Origin of the sequence: Aureibaculum luteum (assembly GCF_003449015.1) — a bacterium.
GTDB classification, from domain to species: domain Bacteria; phylum Bacteroidota; class Bacteroidia; order Flavobacteriales; family Flavobacteriaceae; genus Aureibaculum; species Aureibaculum luteum.
The window spans coordinates 455,963-471,786 of the sequence record NZ_QRGD01000001.1; the positions used below are offsets into that span (position 1 = coordinate 455,963).

Below are 15,824 nucleotides of genomic sequence, written 5' to 3' on the forward strand. Positions count from 1 at the left end.
GCAATGGAAAGAATACTGAATACACTAACAATTTAATCTGTAACGAATATAAATTTCAGCTTAGCAGATATATATTCCTATGATTGATAATTAACAAATAAAATTATTTTAGCATCATCAATCAAATCAATGAAGATAAAATTATCACTCATGAAAAAATACATTTACATATTATCTTTTTTGCTATTTAGTATTGCTTGTAAACCTCAAAACAAGGAATTACAAGAAGCTCAAATTGAACTTGAAAAAATAGTGCAATCTATCGAGTCTTTACTTGCTTTTATGGATTCTAGTATCATCCTAACACCAGCAGATCATGAAGGAAATGACTCTTTGAAAGTATCTGATTTCCGTGATGCTTTTGGTTTAAAAGACACATTGGTAATTGAAGAACATATAAATAACTATTTAGATTCTATAAAATTTGTCGAAAAACTACTATACCCTACTAACTATCTTGAGTTGGATTATTATGGTTATGATTTCGGAAAAATAATAAGCCAATCTGGATACTATACTACTCCTACAAAGGAAGAACCTATTTTTTTATTAAAAAAAGTATTTTTTAAAAATAAAACAACACTTGCTGTAAACGACACTATGGTTTATAGCCCTGGCAATTCTAGAAAAGGTAATCAAATTGAATCTTCTAAACCTGCAGCTAAATTAGCAATTGAAGTGCAGTACCAATATCCAATTATTAATAAGGTTAGCTTAGGTATAGTCAATAACAAAATATCTTTACCCGAAGGAGATATTATCTTAAAAAAAATAAACAAAAACGAAGTTACGCTGATTATGCCTAAGGTGTTAGAAGAACGGATAGTTGATATTAATGCTATTTATAAAGATGGAAATGTATTAAAGAAAAAAGGCATGTCTGGTAATACCTTACCCTCAAAAGAAGAATTGTTATTTTTTGAAAAAGTATTGGTTATTCAGAAATCCGCCCTTAAAAAACTAAAAGATAATGAGTTTAAGAATAAAAAGAAACTAGATGCATATATCAAAAAAAACGTACCTAATGAACCTACAAGTACACAGCAATTATTTACAGGAACTTATTATTTTAACGGAGATGTTTCTTCAATTGATTTATTTATTAAAAAAGAACAAAATATTTTTGGAAAACGAAATATTTTAATCGAAAAAAACGCATATAGAAAACTTGAAGAGAATACATATGGTTATTATATTTCAACAGATACTGTTTCCGGGAAAGACGGATTGATGGGAATTGATGGTAACTGGAAAATACAACCTAACTATGAATATTTAAATGCTCGTAATGACTTTTATTTCATTGGAGAATCAGAACAGTTATTCCATCTTAATATTATGGAAGAGAAACTAGAGCCAGTATCTTATCAATTACGTGAAACAAAGCTTTATTACGGTAATTTGGTAATTAGTAAAATAAAAGACAGTTGGGACATATTATTATATGGTGTTACAAATGCTAAAACTAACCAGCTTGTAATCCCTAACAAATATAAATATATTAGTGTAGATAATGGTTTATTTGAAGTGCTTAACTTAGATGATACAAGAGGTGTTTATGACAAAAATGGTAAACAAATTCTACCAGAAATTTATGATAGTATAAGCATTTATGACAACATAATTAAAACCAGTAGAAGCATTGACGGACAATCCAATTCTAAATATGAAGTTTTTAATTTTAAGGGTGTTGAATTAAAAGAATAGGTAAATGTATAGTCATATGAATAAATTTCTTTTTATAGGAATTGTTTTATTAACATCGATAAGCATTAATGCACAAGATGTCATAAAAACTACAATTATAGATTTGATTGCATATAATAATGATGCCTATTACTATTTGTTTCAAAAAGATGATGATGGTAATTTTAATGAAATTTATTTAGATAAAAGCACCAATAAAAACAAGGTGATTTTACTTGAAATACAAAAAGACGATAGCGTAGAAACACTCCATGAAATTCAAGAAAAATATGATAACATTATTCACACAACAGCATTAGTTCCCAATACGCTTTTAGGTTTTAAAAAATTATTATCAGAAAATAATTGGCTGCTGCATAATTCAGAAACGGATAAAAAAAATACTACTTTATTAAAACCCATTACCGAAGACATAACAAGCATAAATGAGCTTACGTATTCAACCCGATTAGGTGCAGGTCTAGGAGGCTTTATTGAAAATCAACACGATGATAAAACGGACAAATGGAGAATAAAAGATAGAGAATTTCTTACGACACTTATTTTAAGTTTAGGTAATGACAAATACATGAATCTTTATTTTCAAGGAAGCTCAATAATAGGAATTTTACTTCCATTAAAAAAGGAAAACTTAATGGTGTTTGATGATTACAAACCGATGACAAACAGCAACATCTCTATAGATGACGATCGTTATAACTTCAGAAACAAAGAATTATTAACCTATTTTAATCCAGAGGACTTTTACAAATTACAGAAGGATTCAAACCAATATAGATTGGTTAACAACTATGGAACTGATAAACTTAAAAAGGCATTTGACTCCATCTTAATTAGCCCACAATATATCATTGGTAAAACTTCATCTAGTACTTCAATTTATAATTTCGCTTTAAAGTCGATAGAAGTTCCTTCGTTGCAACAGGTGTATTTTTATCATTCTGGTATAGAAATATTAGACGCTGAAGGTGCTTATTATTTGGATAGTGAAGGTAATAAAATACGTACATTGCCCCCTGTATCCTATTTTGTTTGCGGCACGGTATCCTCAAGCGAGTATCGTATTCAAAAAAACAAAGATCTTAAAACACCATTCAGCATTAGCACTTCAAGTGGTTCTTTTGGAGGAATGCTATATGGAGAAACGTTACAATTACGAAATTTACCTAAAAATAGTAAGGTCAGTTTTTTAGATAATTCTAATCATTTCTCTTGGGATGGCAACAGCAGCTACGTTGGTGAAATAAATATACAACCGAAATTACTAAAAGTAACGCAAAACGACAAAACAGGTATTTTTACTTATGATTCAGAAAAAGCAGTAACTATAAAACCACCTAAAGAATATTTTATAACCAAATCTGGTGATTCTATTCTAAAACCCTTACCAACTGGTTTGGACAAAAAAGGCTATGTAAAAGTTACCGAAGCACTACCATTGGTTTATGACAATATTGAAATGAATACCAAAGATGGATTAATCTATTTTTATAAGGAAGGTAAAGTTGGTATTTACCCAAATCATAAAACCACACAATTTGATTCTATTGAGCAAATTACTCGCTCTTTTTATAAGATATCTAAAGATGGCAAACAAGGTTGGTTAGACATAAAGACTTTTAATGAGTATTATTAAATTATGGGTAACAGAGCGTATTTAAGCATTCAAACAGAAAAAGACACAAATGTACTATTATTTGAAGCAAACAATTCATTACCTTTTTTTTGGATTGGATTGCTGGATAATGAGATATTAGATAATGTAAAACCTGTCTGGTTGGAAATTGAAGAACTTTTAAATTCCGAAGATGATGATAAAATTGAAGATTATTTTCGTAATAACCCCAATACAGGATCTTTTAGAGTTGAGAAAAAATCCTTTCTTAAAAACATACACAAAACACAATTGTTTCTAGAAAGTTATGCACCAGAGAGCATCCCTATATTTAACGATTTTCGTTCCTATATTGATTCCAAATTTGCAAAGCCCAATCAATATTTATTATTGGATATCATAGAAATTACTGGGTTTACAAGCATTAGTGAATTAATGACCAATCTATATGATGAAATTAAAAAAATTGAAACACAAAACCTTCAGGGAATAACACATTTAGTACGCCATGATTTAATTGCAGGCGGTACAGGATTTTCAACTGAATTTGAGGAACTCTCTTCGTTTTATGCAAAAGAAATGAAAGATCGGATGAAAAATACACCCAACTATCCAAATGTAAAAATTACTACCAAAAAATCATTAACTCCACATATAGCTGTCTTAATTTTAGCTCCATTATTTACCTACATTACTTATAGAGGTTATATAAAAGAAGGCTTTTCTTCTACTGTAATTATTCTCGGATTAAGTAATATGATGTTTTACTGCTATAGTATTTTCCGTTTAATTCAAATTACAACAGTGTTAAAGTCCAAAAAGCTTAAATAACATAGTATTCCAACATTTTATCGAATATTAACCAAAAGTCTTCAAATATTAATTGTCCTATTTATATGAATACATTACCTCATACTTTTACAGTATCAAAATAAAAACATTGAAAGCAAAACCAGATAATAGCATTGCCACAGAACTTATTTTGTTAGGAATTTTATTTTTAATTGGTTATTATTTTTCTGATTCTTTACAGAAACATCCGTTGGGCTATTTCTGGCTTGCTTTATCAATTACAACACTATGTTATGGCTTTTGGAAAATAGAGCGTTATGAAATAAAAAACGCTCAATTAATAAAGAAAAACTTTTTTGGCCTTTTTACTAAAACTGCTGATTTAAAAAAGCTGAAACAAAAACAAATTAAAAAACATAAAACAGGCACAAGTCCGTTTATATTCATAAGCTTGTTTAAAAACACCGACAAATATCGTAATTTTCAAAAAGTAAAGTTGACTTTTTATAATGGTAAAAAAATGACAATATATCAAAACACCATCGATACTAAAGATTTTTATAGCTTAATGAAACAACTCAAAACACGCAAATTATGAACGTAGGTTACTTATCAAGACTTTTCCCATTCTTGACACTTTTAATGCTTTTGGGGTGTCCTAATTTTGAAGATAGAGACTATATTCATAGACATACTTCAGAAAGCGTAATAGATGCTTCAGAAGCAGCAGATGCGGTAGATCTTGAAGACCCCTTGGTTCAAGATACTCTTTCCAGAGAGGATAAAATCAAGAACACAATAGAAAGGCTAGATAGTATTAATATGGCATTAGACTGGAAACTTATTAAGGACAAACTTTACCGTAACAACGCAGGTCAACTCGGTTTTCAAATTGACTATGCCACTGAAGTTGGTAATACTAAAAATTATATTACCCAATTCTGCGATAGTGAAAGCACTTTAAATGAAATAATTGACATGGAATCATTTGAGCATTTAGGAAGTACTTTTTATAAAGACAAAAACAATATTTACCATTACTTTGATATGGCGTATGGTGGAAGATTTTCAAAATACACCACTGCGGATTATGATACTTTCCATGTAATTGGCGATAATTATGCAAAAGACAAAAACAATATTTATGGAGAACGAGCTGGAATTTTAAAAAATGTAGATTACAAAACTTTCACTTCAGAAATAGGTGCTGGCCCTTATGCAAAAGATAAATTTGGTTACTACTTCTGGGATGAATTAATAATGACCCATGAGGAGTTTTATAAAAAATACAAGCGTAAATCAGTTTCGGTAAAAGATTTTTCAAAATTAATTCAAAATTAATTCAAAATTAAAATCTATGAATATTTATGCCTTTTCAGATACTGCTATAAATAAATTAGCGACTAAAAAAGTGATTGCAATTTATCCATTGTTGATCTGTTTGGTTTTTACGAGTTTTGTAATAGCCAACGCCGTTAAAGATGGTGATCTTTTTAGGGATAAAAATTTTGCTCTCATTATGGCAGGTATTGGTTTCTTCTTTTTAATCGCTGGTTTTTTTTCGGCAAAAAAAGGTGCAAAAAGTGCTTTTATTGACACAAAATATATACTTGATGATACTACTATTGAGAAACAAGTACCCAATGCTAAAAACACGAAAATAAGCTATAGAGATATAAAAAGTTATCGTGAAACAAAAAGAGGACTTCGCATTAGAGCTCTTAAAAAACAAATCTTTATACCCGCTGAATTGACTGATTACCAAGTTGTATTATCCCAAATTAAAAAGAATACGCAATCTGGGGTAATAAAATATCGCACCAAATTTAAACTTAATGAATACGTAGAAATTAACTTAGCAGGTTTTGGTATGATGATCATATTGGTAAGTTTTTTTGTCTTAGAAGACAAACACTACAAATTACTCTTTGGCATACCGTTATTAATCATATTACTTTATGCCATTCTAGATGCTTTTACAAATAAGCATACGCAAACTGATAGTGGTGTTTTAGCTAAAATAACACTCTATTCAATAGCCCTAATTGGTTATTTAACGTATATACTATTCTTTACTTAAAATGAGAACCTTTATTTTACTTATACTATTACTTCATGTCAATTTGAGCTTTGCTCAAAACAAGGACAAAGTCTATGAATACAGTGAAATTACAAATCAAACTGATAAAACGAAGATTCATCATTTAGAAATTCATGGTTTTTACTATAAAATAAAGGAACTTCCAACTGATATTGCCGAATTTAAAAACCTGAAAAGTCTCAATATAAAATTTCAAGATAGTTTAACAGATATAACACCATTAGGTAATTTAACCAACCTAGAAAAATTAACAGTTTCACACTGCAATGCAATTCAAAGCCTAAAAGGTATTTACAATCTTAAACATTTAAAAACCTTAGATATTAGCTTTTGTAAATTTCTCATTTTACCTAAAAAAATAAAAAAAATTACCCAACTTGAGCATATAAGAATAGGAAGTCTAGAAAATGAAAAGCATATCAAAAGGATTATCCCTTTACAGAAGCTAAAATCACTAGATGTATATCTAAAAAACAAAATCCCTAAGGCTATTTTAAAATTAAAATCACTAAGAAAAGTAATATTATCTGCTGACTCCATTAGCGACTATGAAAGTTTTAAATACTTAGCACATATTGACACACTCATTTTTGAACAAACCAAACTCGATTCAATTCCCAAAAGTTTCAAGTATTTAAAAAACTTAAAATATCTCGACTTACATTACAGCAATAATCTGACAGACCTATCAAATTTAAAATATACAAAACAACTTGAGCATTTAAATGTATCTGCATGTAATATTGTAAAGTTTCCTAAGGTATTTAGTACATTCAGCAAACTAAAAAGTCTAAATATATCAGGTAATCTCAAATTAGGATACGTAAATAGTTTATGGTTTTTAGAATATTTAGTACAATTAGAAACTTTAGATATTTCGCATAGTAACATTTCAACTATTAGACCTGAAATTTTAGCACTAAAAAATCTAAAATCACTAAAAACAGGAAGTGTATTACAAGATTTTGAGGGATTAGAGCAATTAACTAATCTTACTCATTTAGACTTACAGGAAAACAGAGAAACAGGTTATATGCTTCCTTATGAAGTTTTACAACTTAAAAAATTAAAATACCTAAATCTCTTTGACAATAACAATTTAGAAAATCTGGCAGGCATAGAAAACCTGAATGATCTCGAAGAGTTAAACCTCAGTTTTTGTACTTTTGAAAGCGTACCCAAATATTTTAATAAAATTAAAAAATTAAAAAAACTGAACCTAAGTTTTAACAAAAAAATTAAACGTTTTGATTATTTAGGTAAAATCGAACATCTAGAAGAATTAAACATCGGTTTCTGTAACTTAAAAAAACTACCAGAAGAAGTTTATTCATTAAAAAAATTAAAAAAACTTGATTTTGATTACTATACAGATGCCATAGATTTTGATGCATTTAACAATTTAAAATATCTTAAGGAACTGCATCTAAATTACCTAGATGATAAAGATTATGAAGAAATTAAAATACTTAAAAAAAAGTATCCTCATTTGAAAATTCACACCTATAATCGTAATCCATAAAAAACAGTATGAAGAAAATAATTTTAATTATTACGCTAATAAGTATTTTTACAACTTCTTATAGTCAAGACAACCATGAGGTTTCGAAATTAAAGCCGCCTACTAACACACCTGTTGAATTAAAAGTATTTAAAAACCAACAGCGATATAAACTAATTATTGATTCACAAAAATGTGAAGTTGATGTTTACATAAATGGTATTGAAATCAATCCTACATATGGCACAAAGAATTATGATTTAAACAATTATATTACAGACAAAGTTTCTTCTATCAAAATAATAGCAAATCCTGGATATATCTCTTATCCTGAAAATGGAACTATCAATAAAAGAAAGGTTCAGAGTTTTAGAGAATATTCAAAATTATCTGCCATGATAATAGAAGAACATGCTACTGATTCTAAAAAAAACTCTTGACAACACCTTACTTGAAGGCAATGAACCAGTTGTTTTTCAATTTAAGTTTGATTCTAAATTACCATATTACCCTGAAGCTTGGAAAAATGGCGTTGATTTAAGAAAGGATGAAAAGTTACCTATAAAAATAATTGCTCTTTACGAGAAACTAGGTAAAGCAGTTTTAGAGAACGATGAAATTGCCATTAATGACCTACTCTATAAACGTGAATATGAAATTCAACAATTGGATTTTGACACCAAAATTGAAACAACTAGAAAACTTTGGACAGAAATTATTACACTAAATGAACCTGCAAAAAATTATTCCGTATCAGAAGATTTTAGCATGACATATTATGCTGACGGAAAATTGGTATACATACAGCCTGAAAATAATTTAGATATGCTCATCTTCAATGGAAAAACAATAGATACTCAAATGTCTTACATGTTGTACCAACCTAAAGGCTCCAAAGAACTTAAAATAATAAGGTAAAAGACAGATTTTATTAAGAAACATAATAAATACTACCGTCGAATTTCAAATATTTACCAAACTACTACGAATATATATTAGCCATTTCAATCAATTTTAAATTATAATATGTTTGCCATGTTAAATCGCAAATACAACAGCTAATCAGCAAAAAAACTTATGAAAAGACTAACCATGCTCCTATTATTTACCTCCTTATTTGGTTACGCCCAAATAGACTATAAAGGACTCGTAAAAAACTTAGAAGATATCACCTATGAAACCGATATAAAAGCTCATTTTAAAGGTATACCGTTTAATGAAGAATATAGTGAAATTGAATTTAATGATGAACGTTTCTTACGATTTTACGGTGTTATTGTTAATAAAGTAACATTTAGTGATAGTTGGAACGGTAAAGTGATAAACATTAAACCGTTTAATGAAAACGCAGACTATGAAAAAATAAAAGCTAAATTATTTGAATTATATGGTGAACCAGAAACTAGCGAAAGAACAACTAGAATTAGATATGAATGGGAAACTGACAACAAACAGATATTATTAAGTATAAACCTACAAGGAGAAGAAGAGGAAGAAGAAGAAAAAGAAGAAACAGTTCAAGGTGTATTTAAAGATTTTGATTCTTTAACAATCGTCTTAAAACAAGAATAAATATTTAATATTCAACTAATGAAAAACCTTATAATTTTACTCATATTAACTATCAACTTCACATTTACTTCATGTGGTAGTGACACGCTTAAATATGATTTTTCAAAAATAAAGTCGTTGGCAGAAACCAAAGCATTAATCGCAAAAATGCAACTTGAAAATAAAGATGAAAAAGTTGACAGTACTTCCAATTTTCAAGAAATCACTTTAAAAGGGATGCACTATGCTGGAGTACCTGTAAAAAGTGCTCTTATTACTGATAATTACACTTTACTGACAACGGATACCCTTAACTTTTCTGCCAAAAATTTACTGGAATCATTGGAAGCTGAAAAGGGTTTAACAAATATAGCAGACAGTTATAGTGACGATATTGACTTTTTTTGGAAAGATGAAACTGAAAATAAAAAACTTGAAATCAAACTAGTTAATGGTAAACATTTAGCGGCCTTTGGAGATAAAGATTATGCTGAGTTAACTATAAACTATAAACCAACCTACACTATACCATTAGCAAACCTTCATAAGAAGATTAAAACTTTTGAGAACCAACCTAAATACATACTAAATATAAGAGCTTATGATTGCCTATATGATATAATTCTTAACGACATAATCATTACAGAGTCTACTAATATTACTGAATTTAATTTAAACAACTACATTACTGGGCCTAATTCTTCAATAAAAATAATAGCTAAACCTAGTAAAAGTGAGGGTTCAAAAACATTTCATGAACAGTCTTATTTTTCGGCTACCATTATCAATAAAAGTAATAATGAACCTGTTCAAGAAATCGTAAAAACAGCTCTAAATGGTAGTAATTCTATTGTATTTGATACTGAATTTAATTCTATACTACCCTACTACCCTATTGCATGGACTGACGGTGCCGATTTAAGAAATGACAAAAACTTGAAGAAAAAAGTAATTGCATTATATGATAAATTAGGAAAGGCCATTTTAGCGAAAGATAAGCAAGCAATTAACGATATATTCTATCAAAAAGATTTCGAAATGCAACAATTAGATTTTGATACTAATTTTGAAACCGCACGAAATGAATGGGAAGCCTATTTAGCAATTCAAACCTCCAGCTACAAGTACACCCTAGCAAATGATTTTGAAATTGAATTTAATGATGGTGGAAAGTTAATTTACACCTATGCCAAAGACAAATCAGATATGATCATTTTTACTGGAAAAGGCTATGATGATACGTTAAATCATTATTTATACCAACCAAAAGGATCTAACGAACTCAAAATAATCAGATAATGAAAAAAATATTTTATATACTACCAGTAGTCTTAATTATGGTTAGCTGTTCTAAATCACAATCTATAGATAATGAAGAACTAGATCATTTTATATCAAAACTTGACGATAAATCATTGGAAGAGATTAAAGAAGAAATGAATAGCAATGTCTCACAATTTGAATCTTTTTCAAAATTCTTTGAAAGTTCATTTTCCAATGATATAGAAATAATTAATAAGGAAGATGAAAAATATGAAGAAGAATTTAAAATAGATACCTCAGGTATTGGAAAAGCTCTTCATCAATTTGATAATGTTGAATTTACTCAAACTTATGAAGATTATGAAAGCCAGTTAGAATTTTCAAAGAACAATTCTGATTCTTCTAAACTATTGGACCTAGGAGAAGGCGTATCTCAAAGATTTACACCTAACAAAATCTACTACCACGATGGAGAGGTACGGACGGATAGCATATCAAACTATGACGTAGATTTTACTTTTGATGAAAGCTGGGGAAAAACAAAACCAATTGATAGTATTGATATTACTTATAAAGTAACTTATGTAAAAGATTATGATGTTGTTGAAATCTCTGTAGACAATCCAACTGCTAGTTATAACGGTGGAGAAATTAGCTTGGTTAAAGCAGAGGGCAATTATATTTATTTTACAATGAGCGATACACTTTCGGCACCTGTTAGAATACAAGGTTATAACGAAGAAGGTAAGGTTTTAGACCGAAGTGGTTATTCTAACAATGGCGTGGCTCCTGGCGAAATGGAAAGTGTATTTACTGAAATTCTAGGTTACTTAAAAAAATTACAAGAAAAATTAAATGATGATGACTTTGAAAATACCGCCGAATTTCAAGAATATTTAAAAGACAACTTATCAAATTTAGATTTCTTCAATGATAATGATGGTATTTTTCACAGACAATACTACTATCATGGAAATGTAAAATCCTTAAAGTTATATTTCGAAAAAGATTCTGAAAATAGGGAAATTATATTCACTGCACGAAACTATAAACCTTTTAATGAGAATGACGACTTATTTGTTATGGAAACTGAAGATGCAACTGTACTTTTAAATAACAAAGGTGAACAAGTAATTACATTAAATGGATTTGATGGTTTAGAAAATATAGGTGGTAATTTTTATGAAGATTATAATCATTTTTATTATTTAAACAGAACCAAAAAACAATTAGACACATTATTAGTTTATGATATAAAAGCTCTGAGCAATGGTCTTATTGGGATACTACCTGAACAAGAAAACGAACATTATACACTTGTTACTTCCAACAACATACCAATTGGATCTAAATCATTTTGGCTTCTTCAAGAAGTTGGAAATATAGTATTTGGAATTACTACTGATGATAAACATTACATTTTAGATGAGAATGCTAATTCAATGTTAATACCAGGTGTAACTAAAGTTTATGATAAACAATCTGATGATAGAATAATGGTTAGTAATACAGACAGGAAAATAGGATTTATTAATAGTAAAGGTAAATTAGTAATTCCATTTAAATATGATGATGCCAAAGATTTTGAAGATGGATTAACAGCAGTAAAATTTAATGATACCTATAAACTGATTGATATAAATGCTAAAGTGTTAGTAGATACAGAAGAAGATTATATCAATTTTTTTGGTGAAGATGATAACAATAAGAGAATCTATAAATTTGATTATGGTAAAAAAAGCTATAATTATAAAGGAGAGTTGATTGAAAAATAATGAAACCTAAAATTTTAAAGACTGTTCTTTTTACTCTAATTTTCGCACTATTACTGTTAACAATGGTGCTAAACAAAATGCCTTTTTGGACTATTGGTTTACTTTCGTTTATTATCTCCCTAGCAATAGGGAGTTATATATTATCATCCTTTTCAAATGGGAAGAACCAAATAGATACCATTGAATTTTCAGAAGACATTACAACTGACTTTAGTTCCTTAAAAAAAATCTCCACGAAAAACCACTATTATCATAATGATGCTTTTTATATAGTGAATAATGAGCAAAAAGCAATCGCCATACCTTTTGCTAATATCATAGAGATTAAACACACTTTATCTAAAGAAAACAACAGACGAATCTGGAAATTAATTGCTTTACACAATGACGAGCAAGTTGAATTTAAATTCAGACACAACTTCACTTTATGGAATAGAAATTTTACTCAATTTCTGTCTGAATTAAAACAGAAAAATCCCAATACCAACATAGGAAAATTTAATCTTTTTACGATGTAAAATATTCAAAAGTATGCGAATATTGTTTACATCTACCCAAATATAGATTCACCCCTTTTTATAGCGTTTCTATGCCCTACTTTTGAGTAAAAGCAATTTAAAACACAAGATAAAACAGTGGTGTTTCATATACTATATAACATACCCCTTCCCGAAAAATTAAAAGAGGTAAATCATCAATAATATGGCAAATAGAAGTTATTTATACTCCCTTAATTACAACCAATGCAAACTAGAAAAAGCACTTAAAAAGACCATTTCTGGAGTGTCAGAAAGCGAGTATTATATTCCTTTAGCTTATAAAATACTGATCAGTCAAGAAATTCAAATGTGCAATTCCATCATATGGGATAACAAACAAAAAATAGCCTTAACAGGTAATTTAGAAAAAGGAAAAAGTAAATTATTTGATTTTTTAGAAACGCTGAAATCTAAAAGACTATTTGATGAAAATTTACTTATTGAAAAAATTGAAAACACCAGAATTTCACTTTCTAAGACCGAAAAATATGGCCTTTTAGAACCTGGGGAAATTTATGATTTGGAAAATGAAAACATCTACGACCAAAATACCAGACTCTATAGTAATTTAAAAAATATAGATTCTGAGATTAAATCGTTCTATAAAGCTGTTTTAGAAATTGAAGAAAAGCTTACCAGCCAAAAAAGTTATTTAAAAGATCTTAAAGACAATAATGACTTTGTAGGTAGAATATTCGTGAAACTATTTTCAAAAAAGAAAGTACCCGTCAAAGATAGTATTCGTAAGCTTGAAAATAACATCGCATATTACCAACAAGAAAAATGGAATTTATTGGGCATTGATCAATGGAAAGATCATTTATATTATAATTTTTGATGAGAACCTACTTTATAAGAACCAAAATTATCATTTTTTAATAGGAGGTAAAAGCTCTGATAATAATTCAATACATAGCGTATTTAACTCCAGAAGTGGTTATTACTTTAGCGGTATTATAAAATTTGATAGTCTAAGAAATGACATCATTTACTTCTAAAATAAAGTAATAGAAATTATAAAAAACATTACACGAATAAATGTCTCTGTTTTAATTACAAGGCCATCTAATTTTTTAGGCACATAGTATGAAAAATAAACGGAAAGCAATATTTTTATTAATTACACTACTAACAATAAATTTAGGTTTTTACATATGGACAAACAGCATAGAGAACGAAACTAAAAAATACGACAACTACGATTTTGAAATTGGTCGCTTTTTTCAACAGTCTAATGCTAGCCTGACTGATTCATTAGAAATAGCAACAAAATTATATTCCGTCGAACCCGCTTTACGGTGGTTTGCTGCTATAAACTTTTATGCTAACAACAGTAAAGAAAGCATTAGAATACAACAGGTAAAAACTAAATATTCTGCCTTAAAATCACAAAACGATGCTATATCTTTTAGAGAATTCTTTTATACTAACCTTAATGAACTAAGAGAAAAGTACTTTAAAAGTTATTCTTATAAAATACGTGAGTATAAATGGTATATACTTACACCTCTTTACGGATTGGTCTTATTATTTATGTTTAAACGTTAAATTTAAATTCCTTTGTTAATATAAAAAACTATGAATACTAAAATCCAATAAAATTTTGACCCAACATCGCATTGGGTGTATTCGGTTCCATTTCCAACCAAACCAATTTCCATTTACTAAATTTACACACTTCTCTAAAACAAAACGTTCTAATTTTAGCAAGCTATTCATCAAAAAATATAATAATTTAGTAAAACAGTTACATAATTGCAAAAAAGTATCAAACAAAGCATAATTTCATGTAGTTCGAAAACCTAGTTTTATGTTACTTTGAAGAATAGTAGTTCAAAAAAAATCTTAAATAAACTTCCATGAATAAAAAAGAATTAAATAGTAAAAAAACTATTACTTGTAATTCAAATTCTGATTGTTGTACGCCAAATTCTAAAGTTGAAGAAAATGTGGTTCATAATAGCCTAGTTCAGCGACGTGATTTTATGAAGGTAATGGGGTTAGGCCTTGTTGGATTAACAACACTTGGGTTAAGTCATCCCTTAAGTGCAACAGGAATTCTTCAAGAAGGTTATAAAATTCCTATCAATAAAAATTTAGATCCTGCTTGGATAAAATCATTATATCAGAGGGGTACTCCAGAAACTTATACAGGTAAAGAATTGGTATATATAGGAATGCCGGTTGGTGGTATTTGTGCAGGTCAAGTGTATTTAGGTGGTGATGGAAAACTTTGGTTGTGGGATATTTTTAACGACACCAAAGAAGGTATTGTAGATACAACACACCAGTTGAATGGGAGAAAAGTTAGAGCGAGAGATGGTAGTAATTATATTGTCCCAGTGACTCAAGAATATCCTTTCGATCAAGGTTTTGCTATTAAGGTAAAGCAAAATACTAAAAGTTGGGTTCGTGAGCTAAGCTACAAAGGATTTAAAGACATAACGTTTAAAGGACAATATCCCGTCGGGGAGGTCAATTTTAAAGATAAAAACCTTCCCGTTACGGTTAAGTTAAAAGCCTTTTCACCATTTATACCTTTAGATGTCAAATCATCAAGTTATCCAGCAACGATAATGCATTACACTATCACTAATACTACTGATAAAGAAGTTACTTGCGAACTCTCGGGCTGGTTAGAAAATGCAGCATTACACATTTCAGGTTCAGCTTCTGAGGTGCAATTAAAAAATTCTATTGTTAAAAAGGGAAATACTTCTGCACTGTTTTGTGAAGCCTTGATTGATGAAAATGGCTCTGAGCTCGATTTTAAATTTAAAGATAAACGTGATTACGGAAACATGAGTTTAACCTTACTAAATGCAGATGAATCTGTAAAAGCAATAACTCAATAAAATAATTATTTACAGCCTTTTATAGCTTCAGAAAACGAAATAAACACTGAAGTAATAGAACCTTTTGGTATTAGTTTACGAGGAGGATTAAGCAAAACAGTAACATTAACTGCAGGACAGCGTAA

General features: G+C 28.9%; 16 protein-coding genes. All 16 read left to right on the forward strand.

Features of this window, described 5'->3' with window-relative positions:
* Positions 1-150: 150 nt before the first annotated feature.
* The 16 genes from D3P13_RS02090 (at position 151) to D3P13_RS02165 (ending at position 15,699) form a co-directional block, all read left to right on the forward strand.
* Entirely contained in the window at positions 151-1,707 is a 1,557-nt protein-coding gene (locus D3P13_RS02090; RefSeq protein ID WP_157972806.1) for a hypothetical protein, read from the forward strand.
* A gap of 16 nt (positions 1,708-1,723) precedes the next feature.
* Positions 1,724-3,343, forward strand: a complete 1,620-nt coding sequence (locus tag D3P13_RS02095) for a hypothetical protein (RefSeq protein WP_157972807.1) — start codon at positions 1,724-1,726, stop codon at positions 3,341-3,343.
* Between the two features lie 3 nt (positions 3,344-3,346).
* A complete protein-coding gene (locus D3P13_RS02100) occupies positions 3,347-4,153 on the forward strand; it encodes a hypothetical protein (protein WP_117879642.1) in 807 nt (268 codons plus the stop codon).
* Between the two features lie 109 nt (positions 4,154-4,262).
* Positions 4,263-4,712 (forward strand): hypothetical protein, encoded by a 450-nt coding sequence (locus D3P13_RS02105; protein WP_117879643.1) that lies wholly within the window; start codon positions 4,263-4,265, stop codon positions 4,710-4,712.
* The gene (locus D3P13_RS02110; RefSeq protein WP_117879644.1) at positions 4,709-5,455 is read left to right on the forward strand and encodes a DKNYY domain-containing protein; all 747 of its coding nucleotides are present in this window, start codon (positions 4,709-4,711) and stop codon (positions 5,453-5,455) included. The genes D3P13_RS02105 and D3P13_RS02110 overlap by 4 nt, the downstream gene beginning before the upstream one ends.
* Before the next feature lie 16 nt (positions 5,456-5,471).
* A complete protein-coding gene (locus D3P13_RS02115) occupies positions 5,472-6,194 on the forward strand; it encodes a hypothetical protein (protein ID WP_117879645.1) in 723 nt (240 codons plus the stop codon).
* Between the two features lies 1 nt (position 6,195).
* Positions 6,196-7,737 carry a leucine-rich repeat domain-containing protein gene (locus D3P13_RS02120; RefSeq protein WP_117879646.1) on the forward strand — a complete coding sequence of 514 codons (1,542 nt, stop codon included), beginning with the start codon at positions 6,196-6,198 and terminating at the stop codon, positions 7,735-7,737.
* Positions 7,738-7,745: 8 nt separating this feature from the next.
* Positions 7,746-8,156, forward strand: coding sequence for a hypothetical protein (locus D3P13_RS02125; protein ID WP_117879647.1), 411 nt, complete (start codon positions 7,746-7,748; stop codon positions 8,154-8,156).
* Entirely contained in the window at positions 8,128-8,634 is a 507-nt protein-coding gene (locus D3P13_RS02130; RefSeq protein ID WP_117879648.1) for a hypothetical protein, read from the forward strand. The genes D3P13_RS02125 and D3P13_RS02130 overlap by 29 nt, the downstream gene beginning before the upstream one ends.
* A gap of 159 nt (positions 8,635-8,793) precedes the next feature.
* A complete protein-coding gene (locus tag D3P13_RS02135; protein ID WP_117879649.1) occupies positions 8,794-9,288 on the forward strand; it encodes a hypothetical protein in 495 nt (164 codons plus the stop codon).
* An 18-nt stretch (positions 9,289-9,306) separates the two neighbouring features.
* On the forward strand, positions 9,307-10,566 hold the full coding sequence (locus tag D3P13_RS02140) for a hypothetical protein (protein ID WP_117879650.1): 1,260 nt from the start codon (positions 9,307-9,309) through the stop codon (positions 10,564-10,566).
* Entirely contained in the window at positions 10,566-12,305 is a 1,740-nt protein-coding gene (locus tag D3P13_RS02145; RefSeq protein WP_117879651.1) for a WG repeat-containing protein, read from the forward strand. Before D3P13_RS02140 ends, D3P13_RS02145 begins: the two co-directional genes overlap by 1 nt.
* Positions 12,305-12,823, forward strand: coding sequence for a hypothetical protein (locus tag D3P13_RS02150; RefSeq protein WP_117879652.1), 519 nt, complete (start codon positions 12,305-12,307; stop codon positions 12,821-12,823). The genes D3P13_RS02145 and D3P13_RS02150 overlap by 1 nt, the downstream gene beginning before the upstream one ends.
* 184 nt (positions 12,824-13,007) lie before the next feature.
* Positions 13,008-13,682 (forward strand): DUF7822 domain-containing protein, encoded by a 675-nt coding sequence (locus tag D3P13_RS02155; RefSeq protein ID WP_117879653.1) that lies wholly within the window; start codon positions 13,008-13,010, stop codon positions 13,680-13,682.
* Positions 13,683-13,930: 248 nt separating this feature from the next.
* The gene (locus D3P13_RS02160; protein WP_117879654.1) at positions 13,931-14,392 is read left to right on the forward strand and encodes a hypothetical protein; all 462 of its coding nucleotides are present in this window, start codon (positions 13,931-13,933) and stop codon (positions 14,390-14,392) included.
* A 311-nt stretch (positions 14,393-14,703) separates the two neighbouring features.
* Positions 14,704-15,699 carry a GH116 family glycosyl-hydrolase gene (locus D3P13_RS02165; protein ID WP_117879655.1) on the forward strand — a complete coding sequence of 332 codons (996 nt, stop codon included), beginning with the start codon at positions 14,704-14,706 and terminating at the stop codon, positions 15,697-15,699.
* Positions 15,700-15,824: the final 125 nt, after the last annotated feature.

Excerpts from the sequence above, each read along its gene's own strand:
- D3P13_RS02140 (WP_117879650.1), top strand. The coding sequence starts at position 9,307 with ATGAAAAACCTTATAATTTTACTCATATTAACTATCAACTTCACATTT.
- D3P13_RS02135 (WP_117879649.1), top strand. The coding sequence starts at position 8,794 with ATGAAAAGACTAACCATGCTCCTATTATTTACCTCCTTATTTGGTTAC.
- D3P13_RS02155 (WP_117879653.1), top strand. The coding sequence starts at position 13,008 with ATGGCAAATAGAAGTTATTTATACTCCCTTAATTACAACCAATGCAAA.
- D3P13_RS02165 (WP_117879655.1), top strand. The coding sequence starts at position 14,704 with ATGAATAAAAAAGAATTAAATAGTAAAAAAACTATTACTTGTAATTCA.
- D3P13_RS02120 (WP_117879646.1), top strand. The coding sequence starts at position 6,196 with ATGAGAACCTTTATTTTACTTATACTATTACTTCATGTCAATTTGAGC.
- D3P13_RS02125 (WP_117879647.1), top strand. The coding sequence starts at position 7,746 with ATGAAGAAAATAATTTTAATTATTACGCTAATAAGTATTTTTACAACT.
- D3P13_RS02150 (WP_117879652.1), top strand. The coding sequence starts at position 12,305 with ATGAAACCTAAAATTTTAAAGACTGTTCTTTTTACTCTAATTTTCGCA.
- D3P13_RS02095 (WP_157972807.1), top strand. The coding sequence starts at position 1,724 with ATGAATAAATTTCTTTTTATAGGAATTGTTTTATTAACATCGATAAGC.
- D3P13_RS02100 (WP_117879642.1), top strand. The coding sequence starts at position 3,347 with ATGGGTAACAGAGCGTATTTAAGCATTCAAACAGAAAAAGACACAAAT.
- D3P13_RS02115 (WP_117879645.1), top strand. The coding sequence starts at position 5,472 with ATGAATATTTATGCCTTTTCAGATACTGCTATAAATAAATTAGCGACT.
- D3P13_RS02110 (WP_117879644.1), top strand. The coding sequence starts at position 4,709 with ATGAACGTAGGTTACTTATCAAGACTTTTCCCATTCTTGACACTTTTA.
- D3P13_RS02160 (WP_117879654.1), top strand. The coding sequence starts at position 13,931 with ATGAAAAATAAACGGAAAGCAATATTTTTATTAATTACACTACTAACA.
- D3P13_RS02090 (WP_157972806.1), top strand. The coding sequence starts at position 151 with ATGAAAAAATACATTTACATATTATCTTTTTTGCTATTTAGTATTGCT.
- D3P13_RS02145 (WP_117879651.1), top strand. The coding sequence starts at position 10,566 with ATGAAAAAAATATTTTATATACTACCAGTAGTCTTAATTATGGTTAGC.
- D3P13_RS02130 (WP_117879648.1), top strand. The coding sequence starts at position 8,128 with ATGCTACTGATTCTAAAAAAAACTCTTGACAACACCTTACTTGAAGGC.